At 40.0% G+C, this 20,951-nt stretch carries 20 protein-coding genes; 15 read left to right on the top strand and 5 right to left on the bottom strand.

The features are described from left to right. Window positions 1-9: 9 nt before the first annotated feature. Window positions 10-1,746, bottom strand: a complete 1,737-nt coding sequence (locus AB1A03_RS13455) for an FUSC family protein (RefSeq protein ID WP_354625138.1) — start codon at window positions 1,744-1,746, stop codon at window positions 10-12. A 198-nt stretch (window positions 1,747-1,944) separates the two neighbouring features. On the opposite strand from AB1A03_RS13455, the gene AB1A03_RS13460 reads away from it, so the two are divergent. Together AB1A03_RS13460 and AB1A03_RS13465 are read left to right on the top strand one after the other, a co-directional pair. Further along, on the top strand, window positions 1,945-3,933 hold the full coding sequence (locus AB1A03_RS13460) for a DNA polymerase II (protein ID WP_354625139.1): 1,989 nt from the start codon (window positions 1,945-1,947) through the stop codon (window positions 3,931-3,933). Further along, window positions 3,909-4,352, top strand: coding sequence for a hypothetical protein (locus tag AB1A03_RS13465; RefSeq protein WP_354625140.1), 444 nt, complete (start codon window positions 3,909-3,911; stop codon window positions 4,350-4,352). The genes AB1A03_RS13460 and AB1A03_RS13465 overlap by 25 nt, the downstream gene beginning before the upstream one ends. Window positions 4,353-4,359: 7 nt before the next feature. On the opposite strand, the gene AB1A03_RS13470 is transcribed toward AB1A03_RS13465, so the two are convergent. Then, window positions 4,360-5,262, bottom strand: a complete 903-nt coding sequence (locus tag AB1A03_RS13470; RefSeq protein ID WP_354625313.1) for a LysR family transcriptional regulator — start codon at window positions 5,260-5,262, stop codon at window positions 4,360-4,362. Between the two features lie 127 nt (window positions 5,263-5,389). On the opposite strand from AB1A03_RS13470, the gene AB1A03_RS13475 reads away from it, so the two are divergent. From AB1A03_RS13475 to curA, 3 genes are read left to right on the top strand one after another with little or no spacing between them, the layout of a single operon-like run. Next, window positions 5,390-6,076: a type 1 glutamine amidotransferase domain-containing protein gene (locus AB1A03_RS13475; protein ID WP_354625141.1), complete on the top strand. Its 687-nt coding sequence runs from the start codon at window positions 5,390-5,392 to the stop codon at window positions 6,074-6,076. A 21-nt stretch (window positions 6,077-6,097) separates the two neighbouring features. Beyond that, window positions 6,098-7,255 carry an iron-containing alcohol dehydrogenase gene (locus tag AB1A03_RS13480; protein WP_354625142.1) on the top strand — a complete coding sequence of 386 codons (1,158 nt, stop codon included), beginning with the start codon at window positions 6,098-6,100 and terminating at the stop codon, window positions 7,253-7,255. Window positions 7,256-7,284: 29 nt separating this feature from the next. Further along, window positions 7,285-8,328, top strand: coding sequence for an NADPH-dependent curcumin/dihydrocurcumin reductase (curA, locus tag AB1A03_RS13485; RefSeq protein WP_354625143.1), 1,044 nt, complete (start codon window positions 7,285-7,287; stop codon window positions 8,326-8,328). Window positions 8,329-8,406: 78 nt separating this feature from the next. Here curA and AB1A03_RS13490 read toward each other — a convergent pair whose 3' ends face one another. Further along, window positions 8,407-9,189 (bottom strand): hypothetical protein, encoded by a 783-nt coding sequence (locus tag AB1A03_RS13490; RefSeq protein WP_354625144.1) that lies wholly within the window; start codon window positions 9,187-9,189, stop codon window positions 8,407-8,409. After that, window positions 9,150-9,521, bottom strand: coding sequence for a hypothetical protein (locus tag AB1A03_RS13495; protein WP_354625145.1), 372 nt, complete (start codon window positions 9,519-9,521; stop codon window positions 9,150-9,152). Before AB1A03_RS13495 ends, AB1A03_RS13490 begins: the two co-directional genes overlap by 40 nt. A 415-nt stretch (window positions 9,522-9,936) precedes the next feature. Here AB1A03_RS13495 and AB1A03_RS13500 point away from each other — a divergent pair, with 415 nt between their 5' ends. From AB1A03_RS13500 to AB1A03_RS13545, 10 genes are all read left to right on the top strand, one after another. After that, window positions 9,937-10,158, top strand: coding sequence for a hypothetical protein (locus tag AB1A03_RS13500; protein WP_354625146.1), 222 nt, complete (start codon window positions 9,937-9,939; stop codon window positions 10,156-10,158). An 11-nt stretch (window positions 10,159-10,169) separates the two neighbouring features. Beyond that, complete coding sequence (locus AB1A03_RS13505) at window positions 10,170-10,667, top strand: DUF3857 domain-containing protein (RefSeq protein WP_354625147.1); 498 nt, start codon at window positions 10,170-10,172, stop codon at window positions 10,665-10,667. Between the two features lie 218 nt (window positions 10,668-10,885). Then, complete coding sequence (locus AB1A03_RS13510; RefSeq protein WP_502945959.1) at window positions 10,886-12,001, top strand: transglutaminase-like domain-containing protein; 1,116 nt, start codon at window positions 10,886-10,888, stop codon at window positions 11,999-12,001. Between the two features lie 39 nt (window positions 12,002-12,040). After that, complete coding sequence (locus AB1A03_RS13515; RefSeq protein WP_354625148.1) at window positions 12,041-12,595, top strand: hypothetical protein; 555 nt, start codon at window positions 12,041-12,043, stop codon at window positions 12,593-12,595. Beyond that, a complete protein-coding gene (locus AB1A03_RS13520; RefSeq protein WP_354625149.1) occupies window positions 12,562-13,155 on the top strand; it encodes a tetratricopeptide repeat protein in 594 nt (197 codons plus the stop codon). The genes AB1A03_RS13515 and AB1A03_RS13520 overlap by 34 nt, the downstream gene beginning before the upstream one ends. A 159-nt stretch (window positions 13,156-13,314) precedes the next feature. Further along, the gene (locus AB1A03_RS13525; protein WP_354625150.1) at window positions 13,315-13,743 is read left to right on the top strand and encodes a pirin family protein; all 429 of its coding nucleotides are present in this window, start codon (window positions 13,315-13,317) and stop codon (window positions 13,741-13,743) included. Further along, window positions 13,713-14,051 carry a pirin family protein gene (locus tag AB1A03_RS13530; protein WP_354625151.1) on the top strand — a complete coding sequence of 113 codons (339 nt, stop codon included), beginning with the start codon at window positions 13,713-13,715 and terminating at the stop codon, window positions 14,049-14,051. Before AB1A03_RS13525 ends, AB1A03_RS13530 begins: the two co-directional genes overlap by 31 nt. 611 nt (window positions 14,052-14,662) lie before the next feature. Continuing rightward, window positions 14,663-16,444 carry a right-handed parallel beta-helix repeat-containing protein gene (locus AB1A03_RS13535; RefSeq protein ID WP_354625152.1) on the top strand — a complete coding sequence of 594 codons (1,782 nt, stop codon included), beginning with the start codon at window positions 14,663-14,665 and terminating at the stop codon, window positions 16,442-16,444. Between the two features lie 208 nt (window positions 16,445-16,652). Then, window positions 16,653-17,681, top strand: coding sequence for an acyltransferase family protein (locus AB1A03_RS13540; protein ID WP_354625153.1), 1,029 nt, complete (start codon window positions 16,653-16,655; stop codon window positions 17,679-17,681). Between the two features lie 275 nt (window positions 17,682-17,956). Further along, window positions 17,957-18,673 carry a hypothetical protein gene (locus tag AB1A03_RS13545; protein WP_354625154.1) on the top strand — a complete coding sequence of 239 codons (717 nt, stop codon included), beginning with the start codon at window positions 17,957-17,959 and terminating at the stop codon, window positions 18,671-18,673. A gap of 503 nt (window positions 18,674-19,176) precedes the next feature. Here the strand turns inward: AB1A03_RS13545 and AB1A03_RS13550 are convergent. After that, on the bottom strand, window positions 19,177-20,913 hold the full coding sequence (locus AB1A03_RS13550) for a methyl-accepting chemotaxis protein (RefSeq protein ID WP_354625155.1): 1,737 nt from the start codon (window positions 20,911-20,913) through the stop codon (window positions 19,177-19,179). Between the last annotated feature and the right edge of the window lie 38 nt (window positions 20,914-20,951).

Consider the following 20,951-nt stretch of genomic DNA (forward strand, 5'->3'; position numbering starts at 1 on the left):
GTTTTGTAATCAATAGCTCGGGGTCCATGTACCGATATCCTGAGGCAATGCTTTTATTTCATTCAAATGTCGCGATAATCGATACAGAAAAAAAAGATGATTTATTTTTTTTGGCAAAAAAGAGTGAATTAGCAGATAACCACAGTGCTTTTTTAAAAAGTATTGCACGCGTTTTTGTACATGTTTCTCTGGAGAGGAATATTGTAATAAATAAGAGACTATATAGGCTAAAGAAACAGCCATAACCATGAACAGGCCTTTATTGAAGATTGCTGCTACGTCATAGTTTTGTTGGTTGGAAATTACGATGATATTATTAATGCTCATCAGCGAAACCAATTTTCCAGTGCCTGTAAAAAAGTAGGAAGCGTAGGAAACTATAATAAAAAAGACCAGCGCCAGTTCAGCAAAAAGGGTGATTTCAGGCAAGATAAATATATAAATACAGATGCATATGGGAATAAGAAGGACAAAGTTTTTTAATATTTCAGCTAGATTGATTTGTTGATTTAAGCTCACACTCATGGCAAGTATTGCCGCTAACTCAAATAAAGCATAGTGTCCGGGCGTATCGATGTATATCCAAATGATAAAGCCAATAATCAATACTAGAGGCGGAAAAAAAGCCTTGCAGATCGATATCCAAGTTGGTTTTATTGTTTTTTGCCATAAAGAAGGAGTTGGATATATTTCAACTGTATTAGCCGCTAAAAGCCCCATTAATCCTTGTAAATAATTAATCGTGTATTTTAGATTTTTATCGATCTCTTTTAGCTCTTTAAGGGTTAACGAGATAGCCGCTCTATCATAGTGAGAGAGTGTTTTTAAGATGGCAGGATCTGCCACTAAAGGGATTTCGCTTAGTTCGATATGACATTTCTTATTAGATACGATCTCCTCTATTTCATTAAATAGTTGTATTCGTTGGCTAAGATGTTCATTTAATCTAGGTATGACTGCATTTAGGTCGAGATGTGAAAGCATCGATAAGCTTGCATGCCATTTTTGTAAACACTCCGTCTGTACAGTAAAAATAGCGACCATCCCTTTCAAGAGGTGGCGATTGCTAAATATTCTAATATTTTCAGAACTTTCTATTTGTGTTGCATTGCTAAAGTTAGTTAACAGTGTGATTTGTTGGTTACCAAATTCAACCTGCGATAAGCTTGATGGCGAACCCTCTATTATTTGTTGGCAATTGGCGATTATTAATTTTTGGCTATGGATAAGTTTAAGATAGGCTTGTTTAATTGCTCCGGTATTTTTTTGTGGCCAAATAAATATGCCAATCAGGCTATAGACAGCGACCCCGAGTATTGTTTCAATGGTGCGTGCAATAGCATGTTGAAAGAAATCATTGACATCCCCTGGTATTGCTGTGATCGCAACGGCTAAACAAGTAAACCCCATAACATTCCAGAAATAGGGTTTATCCTCATCGATTACCATCATGTAGCTTGTAAAGAAAATAAAAACGCTACAAAATCCTAAAAATAACCATCTTTCCTGCGGCGCTAAGGCGACAATGGCAATAGCGGCTAGGCAGCCAGGTATGGTGCCCGCAGCCCGTAACATCCCTTTTTTTAAGGATAATCCCGGCGGAGACAAGGAAACCATAGCGACTGCGAGAGCTGACCAGTAGGGATTTAACCAGCCAGAGCCAAGTGCGATACCATAGGCAATGACAAAGGCCATGCCGACTTTAATCGCTTCTTTGGTGTGACTTGATATTGTTAATCTAGTCATAGTGGTGCGACTACTTATTTGATTATTCATTGGCTATATAGGGTAATTGGCATGGCGTTATCTCTTCCTGCATTGTAAATTTAATTGCTTATCCTGTATTGTAATTTATTTGCTCTGTGTGAAATTTAGGTTATATGTTTAATTCAACTCTATTATGAGTCCCATTCACTATTTTCAATCAACAAATGGTCGCCACTATTGAGTCATATTCTTTTACGCAACACTATTGAAGGTTTAATTCTATCTCGACAGCAAAATGAAACGGCACAGGGGGTTGAGCTGGTTCTATGGCTTGCCACTGGCTTAGGTCCGTGTCGTGTAGTTATTCCTGCGCAACGTTATGTATTTCTGATTTTACAGGATGATTTAGCGCGTGCTATTTCATTATGGCAAAGCAGCAAGCTAACCCCGCAACAAATTCGCTCATTATCCATTAAATCTTTCAATCAGCAACCTGTTACTGCAATTTATACATTGAATAATAAACAATTCCGAGCATTACAAAGTATTTTAGATAGTGCCGGTATTGCGCATTTTGAAGGAGATATAAAAATAGCAGATCGCTATCTCATGGAGCGCTTTATCTATGGCACAGTAAAAGTGCAGGGGGATATAGAGTGGAATGGACGTTATTGGACAAGCATTGCTCCTAAATTAAGTGCGGGGACGGCTTCACCTCAACTAAAATTTGTCTCCTTAGATATTGAATGTAGTCCACGGCAAACGTTGTATTCGATTGCGTTAACCTATGCGAATAGCAGCAGTGCATCGATAAATAGCTCGCCCTATTCACGGGTCTTAATGGTCGGCCAACAAGCGCAAACTGAAGATATCAACATTCAATGGGTGAAAGATGAGCGAGCACTATTAGAGGCGTTACAACAATGGTTCATTGACCATGATCCGGATCTTATTATTGGTTGGAATGTCGTTGATTTTGATATGCAGTTATTGGTGAAGCGTGCTGCATTGCACAAGATGCCACTTTGTCTCGGCCGTGATCAATCGCCATTACGTTGGTTAACGCATCAAGATAATCCAAACCAAGGCTCATTGATTATCAATGGTCGGGTCGTATTAGATGGTATTGATCAGTTAAAAAATGCCAGTTGGCACTTTGATAGCTTCAGTTTGCAATTTGTTAGTGAATCGCTGCTGGGCGAAAGCAAATTGCTAGCTAGCAATGAGGATAAAGGGCTGGAAATCCAACGTCTTTTTGAGCAAGATCCGATTGCGCTGGCACGTTATAATCAACAGGATTGCTTATTGGTTGAACGTATTTTTGCAAAGGCGCAATTGATTGAATATGCCATACAACGCGCTTGCCTTACGGGCCTTGCATTAGATAGACGTGGCGCATCGGTGGCGGCTTTTACCAATTTGTATCTGCCGTTATTACATCGTAGCGGTTATATTGCCCCCAACATAGGTGATATTGAGGCGCAGCACTCTCCCGGTGGTTTTGTAATGGAATCAGATCCGGGCTTCTATTCTTGGGTGTTAGTGTTAGATTTTAAATCCCTTTATCCATCAATTATGCGTACCTTTAAAATCGATCCGATGGGGATGATTGAAGGGTTACGTGAAGATCCTTCCCTCTCCATCCCCGGTTTTAGAGAAGCGCGATTTAGCCGCAGTGCCCATCATCTTCCCGGCATTTTGGATAAATTAAGTGCCGCCAGAGAGCAGGCTAAGAGAGAGAACAACCAACCATTTCAGCATGCGATTAAAATTATCATGAACAGTCTCTATGGTGTGCTTGGCTCGGCTGGTTGTCGTTTTCATGATACCCGTTTAGCGAGTTCCATTACCCTGCGTGGACATCAAATCATGAAGGAGACCAAGCAAGTTATCGAAGCGCAAGGTGAACAAGTCATTTATGGTGATACGGATTCAACCTTTGTGTGGTTAAAGGCGTGCAAAAATAGTGAACAAGCAGCACTGCGGGGGCAGACGTTAGAGAAGATCATTAATCATTACTGGCAGCATAAATTAGAGAAAGAGTACCAATTACACAGCTATTTAGAAATTGAGTTTGAAACCTGCTTTAGAAAATTTTTTATGCCCACCCTGAGAGGGTCGACAACGGGATCTAAAAAACGCTATGTTGGTTTAAAGCAAACCGCAACGGGTGAAAAAATGTTGTTCAAAGGGCTAAAACGGTGCGTTCCGATTGGACCGAGTTAGCACAAAACTTTCAGCAAGCGTTATACGCCAAAGTGTTTGCCGATGAGCCTATTGATGATTTGATCATCGAGACCATTAATCAACTTAACCGAGGTCAACTTGACCAACAGCTTATCTATCACAAGCGTTTACGCCGTCCTTTGGCGGACTATATTAAGAATGTCCCGCCGCAAGTGCGGGCAGCACGTTTAGCGGATCAACATAATGGCGCATTAGGGAAGCCCTTACGTTATCAGCAGCGCGGTCGGATCGCTTATTTGTTCACCATTAATGGCCCCGAGCCTCAGGAGTACTTAGCTTCAGCTATCGATTATCAGCACTATATTGATAAGCAGTTGAAACCGATTGCCGAAGCGGTATTGCCCTTACTGGGTAAGGATTTTGAACAAATCGTTTCCGATCAGCTATCACTGTTTTAACAATAAATTAGAGCGTATTGTATTTCACAAAATAGGCTTTTAAATAATCGATTAATAAACGTAATTTTTTTGAGTCCGCGCCACCCGGAGGGAATACCCCGTAGACATTAATATCAGAGAGTTTGTAATCATCGAGAACCGACTCTAGCGTGCCCGCTGCAATTTTTGGCTTTGCATCGTAGGTGGGAATCCGACCTAAGCCATGTCCTCCCTCAACAAAGGCGGTGCGAGCTGAAGCATTGTTGGTGCTGATCCCTCCCTTGACCTTGATGCTAAAGGAGCGATTACCTTTGCTAAGCTCTAATGTATTGGAGGTGAGTTTATAGATAACCCACTGATGTTCAGTTAATTGAGCAGGGGTCGTTGGATAGCCATGCTTTTTAAAATAGTCTGGAGAGCCACATAGGCAAGTTGTGAGCGTTGATAATTTACTCGCTTGTAATCCCGAATCCGCTAAGGGGGCGCCACGAATAGCAAGGTCAATCCCTTCCTTAATAATATTAACCACCTCATCGGTAAGCACCACATCTAACTCTACTTTTGGATAAAGTTGCCGAAATGAGTTGAGCGCTGGCACAATGGTTTGCAGCCCGATATTTACCGGGCAGGTCATTTTTATCAGACCTTCTGGTTCGTTTTTTAAATTTTCAATTTGCTGATTGGCGGCAGAAGCTTGCTCTGCGATGACTCGGCAACGTTGAAAATATTGTGTGCCTGCTTCGGTTAAGGTGATTGAACGAGTCGAGCGATTGAGCAGCTTAATGCCTAAATGGGTTTCTAATTTTTTTATATGATAGCTCACGACCGCGCGTGATAAACCGATATGTTTGGCAGCGGCACTGAGACTACCTTGCTCAACGACCTGCGCGAAGACGACCATGCTTTTTAGCTGTTCAAAGGAGATATCCATCATTAATTCTTTTATTGTCAAATTTATTGAAACAATGTAGTTAAATAACTGCGCATTGTCCAAACAATATTCGCGGCATATACTGATCTACGTCAAATAAAGTAAGGTCATCAAAAGGAGTTAATTTATGAGCAAGAAAATATTAATGGTTTTAACATCCCACGATAAACTCGGCAACACGGGTGAAAAAACGGGATTTTGGGTCGAAGAGTTTGCCGCGCCTTATTATCTATTTAAAGACGCAGGCGTTGAAGTGACGCTGGCCTCTCCCGTTGGTGGACAGCCACCGATTGATCCGAAAAGTGAGTTAGCTGATTTTCAAACCGAGTCGACCAAACGATTTGCCACAGATAGTGCTGCACAATTGCAATTAAAAGAGACTAAGCAACTTGCTGATATTGATCAAGCTGATTACGATGCGGTTTTTTACCCTGGTGGTCACGGGCCTTTATGGGATTTAACCGATAACAGTGATTCTATTACCCTAATAGAAGCTTTTCTTAATGCCAATAAACCCGTAGGGGCAGTCTGTCATGCGACTGCTGCATTGTTAAATATTAAAGATAATGCCGGGCAATATGTTGTAAAAGATAAAATCATTAGCGGTTTTAGTAATAGTGAAGAAGATGCCGTGCAATTATCCGATATTGTGCCATTTTTATTGCAGGATGAATTAATTAAACGCGGAGCAGACTATCAAAAAGGAGCGGATTGGTCTCCCTTTGCAGTACAGGATGGGCAACTTATTACGGGACAGAATCCCGCTAGTTCTGAGCTTGTTGCTGAAAAATTAATTAAACAAATTAACGCGTAATTATTAAAGAGAGGGCACAGTATGTTCAATTTTAGTTTCGAAAATCAAACCCGTATTCATTTCGGTGAAGGACAAATTAGCGCAATAAGCAAAGAAATTCCAGAGGATGCCAAAGTACTCGTCGTCTATGGCGGCGGCTCGATAAAAAGCAATGGCGTTTATGAACAAGTGGTGACGGCATTAAAAGATCATACTTGGTTTGAGTTTTCTGGTATTGAGCCAAATCCCAAATACGATACGTTAATGAAAGCACAGGCGATTATCAAAGAACATGGTATCGATTATTTATTAGCGGTTGGTGGTGGATCCGTTGTTGATGGCAGTAAATTTATCGCTGCGGCGGCGTTTTATGAAGGTGATGATCCTTGGGATATCGTTGCCAAGCAAGCACCAATAAGCAAAGCGCTACCAATTGGTGTGGTATTAACCCTACCAGCGACGGGTTCAGAAACCAATATTGGTTCGGTTGTGACTCGAGGTGGCACTAAGTTACCCTTTATGAACCCGTTGGTTCGCCCTCAATTTGCGGTGTTAGATCCTGCGGTCACATTATCATTATCGGATCGTCAGATTAGCAATGGTGTAGTGGATGCCTTTGTTCATACCATGGAGCAATACCTTACCTATAGCGTTAATGGGAAAGTTCAAGATCGTTTTTCAGAAGGGTTATTGCAAACCTTAATTGAGGAAGGGCCGAAAGCGCTTAAAGCAGAAACGAAAAACGACCTTGAAGTACGAGCCAATATTATGTGGTCAGCAACGATGGCGCTGAATGGGTTAATTGGATCGGGTGTACCGCAAGATTGGTCAACACATATGATAGGACATGAATTAACCGGTGCCTATGAAATTGACCATGCGCGTACCTTGTCAATCGTTTTACCCGCGGTGATGAAAGTGCGTCAAGCTGCTAAACACGACAAATTACTTCAATATGCACAACGTGTATGGCATACCAACAGTGGCAGTGACGATGAACAAATCGCACAAGCGATCACATTGACGGAAAATTTCTTCCATGAGATGGGCGTGCCCGTTCGATTATCTGAAGTCGATTTAGGAAAAGCAGATATTGATCTGCTCATTGCGAATCTTGAAGCGCATGGCATGACGGCATTAGGTGAAAAACAAGAGATCACTATTGCAGAGAGCCGCAAAATATTAGAGCAAGCTTTGTAATCTTACTGAATATATAGATGGAAATAATGATGGCACAAACGAAAGATTTTAATCGACAAATATTATTATCATCGCGCCCTGTTGGCGCGCCAAAGTCTGATAATTTTAAATTCGTTGAAAGTGAAAAACCACAGATATCAACGGGGAAAGTATTACTGCGTACGGTCTATTTATCACTAGATCCCTATATGCGCGGACGTATGAGTGATGCCAAATCCTACGCGCCGCCTGTTGAAATTGGTGCGGCGATGGTTGGTGGCACAGTATGTCGCGTTGAGCAATCGTTAAATAGTGATTTTGCCGTTGGGGATTGGGTTGTCTCTTTTTCTGGATGGCAAGATTATAGCGTTAGCGATGGTGTGAATCTGCTTAAGTTAGATGCCAGTTTAACCCATCACTCATATGCGTTAGGCATTTTAGGTATGCCAGGATTAACGGCTTATATGGGGCTGTTGGATATTGGTCAGCCTAAAGCGGGAGAAACGGTGGTGGTTGCTGCGGCAACGGGTGCCGTGGGCAGCTTAGTGGGGCAAATAGCTAAACTTAATGGCTGTAAAGTGGTGGGTATTGCTGGTGGAAAAGAAAAGTGTGACTATGCAGTGCAAGCACTTGGTTTTGATTATTGCTTGGATCATAAATCGGCTAATTTAGCAGAACAATTGGCAGAAGCTTGTTGTGACGGTATTGATGTCTATTTTGAAAATGTCGGCGGTAAGGTTTTTGATGCCGTACTACCTCTGTTAAATAGTAAAGCACGCATACCGCTATGTGGCTTAATTTCACAGTATAACGCCACTGAGTTGCCAACGGGGCTGGATAGGTTATCCATGCTAATGGGGACGTTGTTGGTGAAACGTATCAAGATGCAAGGTTTTATCGTATTTGATGATTATGGGCACCGCTATAACGAGTTTAGTGAGGCAATGGTAGCTTGGTTAAGTGCCGGTAAGATTAAATATAAAGAGCAATTAGTCGATGGTTTAGAAAATGCACCGACTGCATTTATGGGATTACTACAAGGTGAGAACTTTGGTAAATTAATTGTGCGCGTTGGCCCCGATGATTTAAATTAATGCCGATATATTGCCATGCAATTCGGGGTGTTGTAACACCCTGGCTTATAACGCCAAAGTAGTCATTTGGCGTTTTATTTAAAAAAGAGCATGTTTACTAAAATCAGGACTGGGTACAACGGGACTGAAATAAAAACGTAAACCATATTCAGCACCAAAATTATCTGGTTTCTCAATATATTTATAGGCTTCAATTCCTATGCGCACCGGCATTGGGCCAATTTTTGTCATGGTATTAAAACCAAATCCAACTGGAATCGTCCAGACATCACCATTATCCGCTTCCCAGTTCGCTGTAATATTCGGACTGCCAAACCCAAAATTGGTTGAATCATTATAACGGTAAAATGCGATATATTGGATATTTGTCATATTCACATCGTCACGATCTTGAACGCCTGAAATACTCCACCAGTGCTGTACGACTGCGCCATACATATACTCTTTAGGTGCGCCAACATGTAGCAAAACAGCCATCGGGCCAACACTGTTTTTCCCTGTTCCAAAGGCTTTGTTCGTTGCTGTATCGAGCATTGCAGTAATACCGAAACCCATGATATTAGGTGGCTTGACCATATCATTGCTGCCTAAGGCATTCCATAAAACGATATCGCCCATCTCAGTTTTTCTTTCAAAATCAACCGAAACGGGTAATTCGCCACCGGGGTATTGCGTTGCCCCTTGTCTTAACTGTGGCGTTTCCCAGCTGTGAATCGGAATAACAGGGCGGAAGATATATTTTATATTCTCGGTTAGCTGGAAGGGCATAACAGGTTCAATAGTGGTGGTGTTATAGACCTTTTTATCTTCCCCGAGAAAATCTAAATAATCGCCATCGTACCAAGTCGTATCATTTTGCATATACAACAGCATAACTCACCCAGCGGGTTGTTAATCATTTCATTGATTTGAGCCTGCGTATAGCCACCATTTAACGCTTGCTGCTTTTCGTTGGGTGTTAATGCCTTCTTTGAGGATTGTGCGCTATTGTTAGTTTTCGTCTCGACTTGTGCTAATTGTAGTGAAAAATCATCACGATAGCTCAAAGGAGAGGGCTCGCTGATTGAATTGGCATGCCATAGGCTTGCGTCAATAGCAAAGTTTGTAGCATTTTCTAAAGCCATTAGTTGAGGGGATAAACCTAGGCTAATCAATCCAATGGCTGAAACCATGCTTAATTGAGAGATGTTCATTGAAAATTCCTTTTATATTTTTCCATGGCAAAATAAATTGCCTTCGCTCATCGTAACTGAGCCCTGATTATTACTAAAGTAAATTATAGTTTATCCACATGCTAGGAGTTATATTTTTATTTGCCATCCTAACAACTTCTCTACTTAAAATAAAAAATAAACATCAAAAATATGTTTTTTAGATTTTAAAAAAACATGCCTTTTTTACCTGATTATTTTTTGTTTTTTTGTATTTGTCTCTAACAAATTGATAATAGCCCTATTTTTGACATTTTTGACTGTTATACTGAGTCGCTAATAAATAGAGGTCGTTCCGGTGCTGATTATTCCTTATGGTGATGGTTGTCATTTTTTTATGATAGTGGGGCGGGTTTAGTGAGCGTTTTTTGCTTTCTTTATGGAGATTTGATTGTATATGGATATTTTTCTGCGTCGTAGCAGTGCTATATGTTGTTGTCACTATTTTATTGTCGCTGTTATTTTATTTTTTCAAAGTATCAGCATAGCAGCGACCCAATCACAGCTTGTTGAGTCTAACGGCTTTAGCTATCGTATCGCTCCCAGCGATTTATGGGTCAGCATAAATGGTTATGATATTCCGGATAGCGACTCCTCTAACCGGTTAGCTATCTATTAGTTGATCAGCAAGTGAAATTCGCTAATGGTCAAGCAACGGTTTATAACCGGAATGTTGAACAGCCGTTAACAACGGAAGGGGTCATGCGATCCTCTCGTGTAGAAGTCTCCTTTAATCCCGTTTATCAAAAATTAGTGTGGCATAAGGTCACCGTAAAACGGGGTGCTAAGGAGATGAATCGTCTCTCCTCCTCGGCTATTACCTTGCTGCAAAGGGAGCAGTCTTTAGATCAAGAAATTGTTGATGGTTATGTGACTGCGATGCTGGTGATTGATGATACTCGTAAGGGGGATGTTATTGATTACAGTTACTCTATTGAAGGTCGCAATCCAATCTATGGTCAACATGCCTTTTTTAATACCTTTATGGGCTGGACGATTCCGTTGTTAAACTCAACAGACGTTTTATTTTTGATAACAGTCGTGATATTCAATATAAGCTCGATCAATTTGATGATAAACCCATTATTTCGCAAAAAAATGGGTTCACTGAGTATCAATGGACGCTGAAAAATACGCCCGCCATTTTTGTAGAAAAAGAGTATCCAGCATGGTATCGCGTTTATCCCCAGCTATCTTTTTCATCCTTCCAAAGCTGGAAAGACGTCAGTGCTTGGGCAAAGCCTCTTTACGCAAATAGAACGATTAGCAATCCTGAACTGCTGAACTTTATCTCTAAAATCAAGCCATTAAAGCCGCAAGAACAAATTGTTAAAGCATTGCAGTTTGTGCAAGGAGAGATTCGTTATTTAGGCATCGAGTTAGGGGTTAATTCCCATCAACCCCATGATCCAGATGAGGTGTTTAAAAATCGCTTTGGCGATTGTAAAGATAAAACATTGCTGCTTATCGCCATTCTTGAAAAATTGGGGATCACCGCTCATCCCGCCTTGGTTTCCACATTTGGGGCGGTTAACCTACCTAATGAGTTACCTAGCCCTATCGAATTTAACCATGTTATTACACGGGTCGAAAGTGATGACCAAGTTTATTGGTTAGATCCAACGAGAAGCTTGCAGAGCGGTGCATTAGATCGCCTTGGCTATCGCAGTTATGATAACGCCCTTGTTGTTGGCCACCCATACCTTGCTCTGGTTGAAATGCCCAAAACGGCTCAGCAGGTAGCTGAAATTCGTACGCGTGAGTATTTTAACGTCATTGCCTACGAAGCCCCTGTGGATTATCGAATCGTGACGGAGTATAGCGGTATTGAAGCGGAATATATTCATTCTCAATTTATCACGCAAGGTCAAACGACCATGGCGCGTAAATTTCTCAATTATATGAATCGTATTTACCCAAATTTGCAAGCGGGTGCCCCTTTAACTTTTGAGTATGATTCTGAACAAAATATTGCAACGGTTGTTGAGTCCTATCGTCTTACTGACTTTTTTAGAACAGAACCAGAGCGTCTATTAGCAGATATTTATCCCTATAGTATTGCAGAATATTTTACACTGCCAACAACGGTGAACCGTAAGACTCCCTTGGGACACATTTATCCTATAAAAGTAATGCATCAATCCTACATTTCTTACCCTGAGTGGATAAAAATGTCTTTATTTAACAATACGGAATCGATTGATACGCCATATTTTTCGCTCTCTTTTAGCGAGGATTATCGCGACCGAGCGATTATTACAAGTTATCTGTATGAATCAAAAGGGGCCTTTATTCCAGTCAAAGATGTGCCTGAACATATCGCTAAGTTACGCAAAGCTAAGAACAGCTTAGCGAAAGTGTATGAAATAACCTATACAAAGAACCAAACAGAGCAAACCATGGGCACCTTTATTGAACACCTTAATAAACACATTGATTGCATCACGGGAGATAGACTATGAAAATCATGAAAGATCTCATTATGTTTTATCTGCTTTATCTTGCTTAACGGCTGTGCAAGTACAACGGTACCATCCTCAACTAGCGCGAGACAAACCCTTGATATAGAAGCGTCTCCTGCTTATCCTAGTGCCACACTGAATGAATTTATCGCTGAGCTATTTGATGTGTTGCAAAGACAGGATGAAAAAAGTTATCTAGCAATGTGGGATGCCAATGAATTTGCAGAGCGCAGTGTCGGGCTGATGGCTAGTAGCCCCTACAATGCAAACTTAGTGAGAAATACACTACTTAAAAAAGACCTTTTTGCTAGGCTTACGAACAGTAATTTAGCGATATTTAAGGATGCTCAGCTGATCTTACTTGACAGTGATAAGTTGCAAATAAAAATTCGCATTAAACGCGGCCATGAAAGTTTATATACTGCAATTGTTGTCAGTCAGCGAGATGGTCAATATAAGATAGTTGATCTGTTAGATTATGGAATTGGTGTTTATCAGAGCCAAAAGAGTGCTAGCCTGTTTGCCCATGTTCCAGTGATGATGAAGAGGAACGAGCATCGGTGCAGAAATTTACCTATGCCACGCAAGCGATGAATAATAACAATCCCTATAATGCAATCACTCAATTAGAAATGATCCCCGAGCCGTTACTTAGCAATAAAGTCTATTTGACGACTTATCTGATGGCTTCATCGGTCGATGAAGTGCAGATTAAAAAGGCACTGCAACTATTAGAAAAATATTATCGAGATGACCCCTCCGTCTCTTATCTAATGGCTCAGCTTTACCTTATGAGAAAACAGGAGAGAGAAGCCATTGCGGCATTAAAAACATTCGCAGACATTATTAAGACAGATGCGCACGTACATTTGATGATTGGTCATCTCTATTTAGCCATTAATGACATTGATAATGCCATATTACATGGCAACAAGGCCTTAAGAATTAATCCAAGAGAGGATCTTGCCTATTGGATGTTAGCGCAAGCATTATCACGTAAAAATCAACCCGATGATGCACTACTGGCGCTGAAAGTATTAAAAAATTATTTTGCCTATGAATTTAAAGCTGACCACTTTAAATCAGAAAAAGCCTTTGCCTCCTTGTACCAATACGAAAAATTTACTACATGGGTAGAGCAACTTCCACGATAAAACGGTAACGGGGTAGCTATTCCCATGGGCGTTATATTAAAGGGAATAGCTGACTTTTTTAGTTCAATATTTTTGAATAGATCGTTCAGTTATTACCGTTATTAATCATCGCTTTCATTCAATATAATTAACCGAACAAAACAGCGTGAGGGAATTAAAATGAAAGCAGCTCATCAAAAAATTAGTGCCTCGGAATTACATTATTTGCCGAGTAGTGAAGTGCATCCCGCAGATACCTATTTTCATTTTTCATTTGCCAATTATTACAATCCAGTGCGGATGCACTTTGGTGCTCTGCGTGTCCTAAATGATGATGAGATTAAACCGCATAGTGGTTTCGGTCGCCATCCACACCAAGATATGGAGATAATCAGTTATATTATTTCAGGGAAATTAACCCATTGGGATAATGTGACCGAGCAGCAAGAAACCATAGGTCGAGGTCATGTGCAGGCTATTTCAGCGGGAACGGTGTTTGGCACTCCGAGCAGAATCAACAAGATCAATCCTGTCGTCTTTTACAAATTTGGGTCATGCCAGCGACAAAAGGTGGGACAGTGCGCTATAACCAGCGCAACTTTCACTTAAGCGACCGTGAAAATAAGCTGTTGCATATTGTTGCTAACCCGAAGAACAAAGAGACTGCCCCCCTCTATGTTAATGCGGATGTGAATTTGTACGTGTCGGAAATAACAGCGCCAGATACGCTTGTCGAATTTCAATTAAAACCGGGCAGACAGGCATACATTAATTGCATAGAAGGGACGATGAAAATAGCAGGTTACCCATCACTCAACCAGCAAGATTCTTTAACGATAAGTGAAGAGGGCTGCCTTAAGCTTTCTGCTGCGGATAAATACGCCCATTTCATTATTATTGAAATGGCGCAAAGTTAATTTTTTATAATACCAATTCAGATAATATTATGGTCATAGCTTGTTGAGGAAAAATGATGGAGAGTAATACCAATCGGGAAATAGCTGATCTATTTTACTGCCTAAAATAACTTACTTTTTTGTTGTAAGTTTCGCAAAGGGAACAACCTATTTGCGTCAACTTACGCCTCAAATTAAGCCATTTTTTCTGCGCAAAATTTAGATCACAGACTTAATCCGATTGGTATAAGGCGCATGACTGAGTAATAGCAGGCTATTGCGATTGAATGTAACGCAGCTATCTATTATTTTAATCAACAAGATAGATCAGATGCTTATCCTTTCGGGAGCATGGAGAAATAGGCATTAGTGGTTATGTACCAAGCTAGTGCATTTTGACGTGGTGTATCGCCCCCATTTTAAATGCAATTTAAATTTACTCAAAGAATTCACTAATCTCTACTATTATATGTTAGAACTGTATCAATTACCGAGCATCGCCAAAACGGTCAACATGGCAGATATCAAGGGCTATTAATCTCTATGGAATAGTACCGTTAGGGCATCGGCAAAATTGGTTAGTTGCGCATCATCGTGACAACATTTAATAGAGAGACAGGTGGGATAACTAAATGGATAAAAACAGACGGGTAGTAACGGCAGGCATCGCTCTATCACTCTTTTTTATCGCTGCCTGTGTCGCTACGGATAAAATAGTTTATCCGGAAATGGTTGCAAATAGTGCCGCCATTCCCCCCATTGAGTCTGCCCCCGTTATTGAACCAAGATTAGATATCGATTCATTTTCCTTTACTCGCAATATTTATATAGATCGCCACTTAGAGGATGATTGTGACAATTATAACGTCGCATTACGTGCCTGTGGCAGTGGTTCTGAACTGGCATTTCACAGTATCAAACGAGCACAACAAAGCGCTGCTGCGGGCGTTTTATTTTTAATTCGAGGGGGAAATTATAACGAAGTACTACATGTCACGACGTCAGGGCGTGCGGATGCTTATTTGGGATATTCTGCCTACGCGAATGAAAAGGTCACCCTGTTAGATATTAATAGCGAAGATAGCGGTGAAGAGTACGGTGCCATTTGGTTAGATCAAGTCTCCTATGTATTGATTAATGGCATTGATGTCCGAGGCTCTATCGGCTTTGGGCGGCTCTTGAATGCACATTACAATATAATCACTAATAGTGAATTTAATGAATCGACCATCTGGCGAAATGGGCGTGGAAAAAGCAAGCGGGGTGGGTTGTATGTTGCCTTTAGTCACTACAATCGCATTGTAAATAACCGTTTTTATAAAGGTACTGATGCCCTTGCGCTGGTTCATTCTAACCATAATTTAGTCGCCGATAATCGCATGGATCTCGCAGGCCATGATCTATGGAATATAAAATGTGGCAGCTTTAATGTGATCCGTAATAATCTATTTAGCAATAAAAATCAGAAATTAGGCTCGGTATTTGATTGTGAAAAAGGGTCCATGAGTTGGCATGGCAACGGTGAATTTGCACAGCAAAAGGAGCGGCTTAATAGTACGCAATATAACATGATTGATAATAATATCTTCAAAGATGCGCAGCATTACTATTCAACGAGCGGCGGCAATGGCATTCAGTATGCGGGGCAAAATGGTATTATCCGTCGAAATGTTTTTTATCATGTCAATGCAGGCATTGGCATGGCTTCATACAAAAGCGAGGCCACCTATAACTATGGTAATCGCATCTATAATAATACCTTTCACGATAATTGGTGTGCGGCCATCGCAATCGGTACGCCAATCAACAACATGACAGACAACGAATATCGCAATAATATCCTTTGGAATAACCAAGGTTTCGCAGCTTCTCACTGCAAGGAAAATAATGGCGTACAAATTCTACTGCGCAGTAATAAATCAGTCGGTCGCTTTATCAACAATAATATTGCCAGTAGCGTTGATGACGATGTTTTAGGTATCTGGGGACGATTGATAAACCATTCCCTGTTGAGTTATTACATTAGTATTGGTCTGGTGGAATTTATCGACACGCTCGAAGAAGATCCACTTTTTGTTGATCAACAAGAGAACGATTATCGCCTGCAAGCGAGCAGCCCAATGATAGATAGCGGCGCGTTTTTAACTACCATCATTAGCCCAACTGGCAGCGGCAACCAGCTACAGCTAGCGGATGTTAAATATTTCTATGATGGTTTTTCCATCCCCGGGGAAGTTGGCGACAGTATACAAATTCAAGGTCAGAGTGAAACCGCAATAATTGTCAAAATAGACTATGAAAAACAAGCCATTATTTTAAATAAAGCAATGAGTTGGAATCAAGGCGATGGCATTGCTTTGCAGTATAACGGCAGTTCGCCAGATCTTGGTGCTATTCAATACAAGGCTCATTGATGGCGTTTATTTAAAGTCACGCTGTACAGCTTTCGCTTTTATTTGCAACGCTATTTTTGTTGCAAATTCTTATTTCACGGGGTGTGGCAATTTTTTTTATGGTAAGTAAACATCCACTTTTATTTTCTGTTACTTTACAAAAATTAAAGATAATACTCTCTGTTATCTGTTTATTGCCCCTTTTTTTAGCGAACTTAAGAGTAATAGAATGAAACCATATCCACAAAAAATAGCCAGTCTGGAAATGATGCGTGTTATCGCAATGCTCGCTGTCATTATTATTCATATCCGTTTATTTGTTGATTTTCCATTTAGTGATGGCAACGCTTGGCTCGCTGATATTTTTAATCAGCTTAGTCGTTTCGCCGTCCCTTTTTTCTTTATATTATCGGGGTTTTTTATCCAACCTAAGTTGATAAACAGACCGATATCGACCATCCACCAGTATTGCAAACCGTTATTAAAAATATGGGTAGTGTGGAGTCTCATTTGCTTACTACTACCGACACGTTTAGATGCACTGATGAGTAAAGGATATTTAGCAGAACGTATCGCCTACTGGGATTTTTTACTCGAAAATCCACTTAACTCCTTCCTAGAAGGGGGCTTGGTACATTTATGGTTTTTGCCCGCATTAATGATAGCGGTCGCTATAATGGCATTTTTTATACGTTTTAGAATGCTTTACCTATTACTACCCGTTAGCTTCATCGTTTATCTTTATGGGGTATTTGCAGGAAGCTACGCCTCGTTAACGGAACTCAGCGCACCATTTTTAACCCGTAATGGCCCCTTTTTCAGTTTGTTCATGGTCGTTATTGGTTTTGAAATTCGCCGTAGAGAGTGGCGCTTATCTACATCGTCTGCTTTATTACTGTTAACACTAGGGGTGGTGGGGCACTTTGTTGAAGCCTACTGGTTGTTTACCAAAGGAGTGGTATTTTCTAGCCATGATTTTTTACTCTTCACACCATTATGGGCGACGGGGTTATTTCTCTTGTTATTAACTAAACCCAATATGGGCAATCATCCGATAACCTATTATTTAAGTCGCAGCACATTATCCATTTATGCCAGTCATCTTTCCATTGCTATTATTTTTTATAACATTGTTGGTGCTTTTGCCATAACAGGCTTACCCAGAGATGCCATCATGTTATTCGGTACCGTTATAACCACCTTACTCTTTGTTAAGGTGATTGAAAAAACGCCGCTGAATAAAATATTATTTAGATAAAAAAGATAGTTATTAGACTTCTTATCAAATTCATGACGCACTGTTTTATTCATAATTTAGCATTGGGTTTTACGTCACCGTGCAGGTTATATTTGTTAACATTCTAATTTGCTATACCTATATCAAATCAAAGTTTTTACAAATAGTTAGCGAACTGATTGATTACATGATGCTTAATAGATAATGTGATGATTATTTAAAATAAGATAGGTGGCGCGGTGCATTACATCATGCTATTTATAAAGCTGTTAGGTGCTTCACGGAGGTAAGTAGTATTGCAAATTTCTGATTGGATATCTTTAGGATCAAGTCTAGGGGCTTTGGTAGCTGCAACAATAGCACTCATAACCTTATTTGAAATAATTAAGCAGAGAAAATCATCTTTCAAACCAGATCTTATCGTTTTGAATAGCAATTTTCGTATTTCTTATCAAGATGTCGAAAACCAATTTCCCACGAGTTGGGATACAAAACAAGATGGAGAAGAACATTCTCTATCAATTGTAAATATAGGACTTGGGGTAGCTAAAGCTATAAAAATAAAATGGTGTTATGAGCACGAAAAATTATTGGATATGGTCATATCTAGCAGCCCGAAAAGTAGAGATATTCACAATCAAATTATTCAGGATGGTGCAGAGTTATTTTTAATTTTTCAGGATGGTAAATTTAAGCTTCCAATTAGTTATGGATTAGACAAAGAGTTCGACTATCTTATTCCTATTTCGCAAATGGAAACAGTAAATACGATTCAAATACCAAAAGCATATGAAGCATTAATGTCATTACTTGTATCTCATCGGGTTAGTATTGATGACCACCCTTTAGATGAGTCATTACCTTCGTTGAAGTTGGAAATTACATATAAAGATGCAGGGGAATACAAACATTATAAAGCGTTTGAATTAAAGCCAAAATTTATAAGTTCTATGAGAGAAGATATTATAGGTATAAGTGCGTTTGATTTTGAGTTCTCTCTAAATCGCACATAACACATATGAGCCCCAACGCTGTCAATAGGGTGTAGTAAATTGTTCGGCCTCTTTTTGGTCGAATAACATGATCAGCAAAAAATTTTACTTCATCTGTCGTATGGGCTGTCAGAGCAATCGTCTACAGCAAACACATATAGAGGCTCTCTTATTGTGGTCTCACCACTGCCTGTTCGCATATAGTAACAGTAGTGTAGAGTAGTGTAGGACACCCAAACCTTTTTGACTAAATTGAATATTATACTTACTATATAAACAGTGTTTTTGTTTACAGTTATTGGGTTTAGCATGACACAATCACGTGCTTCGTTAATTTCTCGATGTGTTCGCCGTGCATTTTTGTGTGGCGAAGATAATTACAGCGGTCGCGCCAATTGAGGACACCCTAACATTTGATTGATGCAAATCAATCAAATGTTAGGTAAAAAAAACATTTGGGTGTCCCAGATTTCGTTTGATTTGCTAATCGAAACCTAAGGGCAACCCTTTTTTCATGTTATATATTAAACTTTAAATATTTCAATTTCAGCTTGCATGGTTTCTGCTAATTGAGCTAATTCATCACTTGCAGCACTACTTTGCTCTGCACCGCTTGCGGTTTGGTTAGAAATATCACTAATATTTGTAATATTGCGATTTATCTCTTCAGTTACCGATGTTTGTTCCTCGGCTGCTGTGGCAATTTGTGCATTCAATGAATTCATTTGCTTAACGTTTTCGGTTATTTCTACTAATGCATCGCCCGCTTTTTGTGCTTCCATTGCTGTATTTTTAGCATTTTCAGCACCTTCAACTAACCGTTGAGTAACACCGCGACTACCCTGTTGTAAATTTTGAATGGTTTGCTGTATTTCCTGTGTTGATTGTTGTGTGCGACTTGCTAAACTCCTTACTTCATCAGCAACTACCGCAAATCCTCTCCCTTGTTCCCCCGCGCGAGCCGCTTCAATGGCTGCATTTAAAGCGAGCAAGTTAGTTTGCTCAGAGATGCTTTGAATAACACCAATAACACTGCCAATATCTTCGCTGTGTTGTGCAAGGGATTGCATTGCTGTAACTGATTCTTGCATTTCACGTGATAAATTTTCAATCATATCGATGCTTTCCTTGACGACTTTTTGTCCTTCAGCGGAAGCGTTGTCTGCATTTATAGATACTTGAGATGCGGCACTTGCACTCTGAGCAACTTCATGAACAGTCGCCGTGAATTGGTGGATAGCTGTAGCAATGAGTTGTGTTTGCAGCTGTTGCTCTACCACATTTTGCCGTGTTTGCAGAGCGACTGCTGAATTTTCTTCTGCAGAACGCGCTAACTGTGAGGTTGATTGATGTGTCGATTTTACGAGATTTTGAAAACTGCCGACGATTTGATTGACGTAATTGGCGATATGTGTAAATTCATCATTGCCATTTAAATGGATACGTTGTGTCAGATTGCCTGCACAAATTAGATCACTGCTGGCCTCTAGTTGTTGCGATGCTAAATTAACACGTTTAAGAATCATCAATGATAACAATGAAATAATCAGTATGCTGACCACGACGGTGATAATGACGACATACTCGAAATCGTTAATATCTGCTTCTGCCTGCTCATAACTTTCTCTTGCTTCTTTGACTTGTAAATTAAGGAAGCCTTGTGCTTTTTCACTGACTAATTTAAATTCGGGATTAATTTTTTTCAATAAAATGAGATTAGTTTGGTTGTAATCGCCTGCTTTTAATGCACTTAACGCTGGGGAAAAACCTTCATTTGTAATGATATCGAGATTTTTAACTAATTCATTTGCTTGTGATTGTTCGGCCTCGGCTAACTCTGAGCTCATAATTTCGTTATCAACGATGTGGTGTAGTATGGTTAATGATTCGTTGATCGTTGTAATGTGCGCATCGATAGGGTGATCATGTAATTTTGCAAATGGAGAGTTGGGATCATGTTGTAGGGAGAGTAAAAGCGCGCTTCTTGCTTCACCGAGTTCATTTAATATTTTTCCTGCTCGGATGCTATGTTGCATACCTTGAAAGAATAAATCTTCAATGGATTTGGTTGCCTGTTGCATCCCTGAATAGCCTTGAAATGCTAAAAAAAGTAGTGCGCTAAGTGTTAATAAAACGCTTAATTTTAAACGGGCACTAACGGATTGCAATTTCTTAAAAAATAGAAAAGGCGGATTTAACGCCTCCGATGAGCTGTTCATTAAAGGCTGTGGTGATGATGCCGTATTATTTATTGTTGACATAAATTTCCCTTTTAATCATTAATAAATCTTTGCCCCAA

The organism is Psychromonas sp. MME2 (genome assembly GCF_040566515.1).
Taxonomy (GTDB): Bacteria; Pseudomonadota; Gammaproteobacteria; order Enterobacterales; family Psychromonadaceae; genus Psychromonas.

Bases quoted from the DNA above. Each gene is read 5' to 3' on its own strand.
- AB1A03_RS13500 (WP_354625146.1), top strand. From the start codon at position 9,937: ATGGATATTTTTCTGCGTCGTAGCAGTGCTATATGTTGTTGTCACTAT.
- AB1A03_RS13490 (WP_354625144.1), bottom strand. From the start codon at position 9,189: ATGCAAAATGATACGACTTGGTACGATGGCGATTATTTAGATTTTCTC.
- AB1A03_RS13480 (WP_354625142.1), top strand. From the start codon at position 6,098: ATGTTCAATTTTAGTTTCGAAAATCAAACCCGTATTCATTTCGGTGAA.
- curA (WP_354625143.1), top strand. From the start codon at position 7,285: ATGGCACAAACGAAAGATTTTAATCGACAAATATTATTATCATCGCGC.
- AB1A03_RS13475 (WP_354625141.1), top strand. From the start codon at position 5,390: ATGAGCAAGAAAATATTAATGGTTTTAACATCCCACGATAAACTCGGC.
- AB1A03_RS13535 (WP_354625152.1), top strand. From the start codon at position 14,663: ATGGATAAAAACAGACGGGTAGTAACGGCAGGCATCGCTCTATCACTC.
- AB1A03_RS13495 (WP_354625145.1), bottom strand. From the start codon at position 9,521: ATGAACATCTCTCAATTAAGCATGGTTTCAGCCATTGGATTGATTAGC.
- AB1A03_RS13525 (WP_354625150.1), top strand. From the start codon at position 13,315: ATGAAAGCAGCTCATCAAAAAATTAGTGCCTCGGAATTACATTATTTG.
- AB1A03_RS13550 (WP_354625155.1), bottom strand. From the start codon at position 20,913: ATGTCAACAATAAATAATACGGCATCATCACCACAGCCTTTAATGAAC.
- AB1A03_RS13540 (WP_354625153.1), top strand. From the start codon at position 16,653: ATGAAACCATATCCACAAAAAATAGCCAGTCTGGAAATGATGCGTGTT.
- AB1A03_RS13470 (WP_354625313.1), bottom strand. From the start codon at position 5,262: ATGGATATCTCCTTTGAACAGCTAAAAAGCATGGTCGTCTTCGCGCAG.
- AB1A03_RS13455 (WP_354625138.1), bottom strand. From the start codon at position 1,746: ATGACTAGATTAACAATATCAAGTCACACCAAAGAAGCGATTAAAGTC.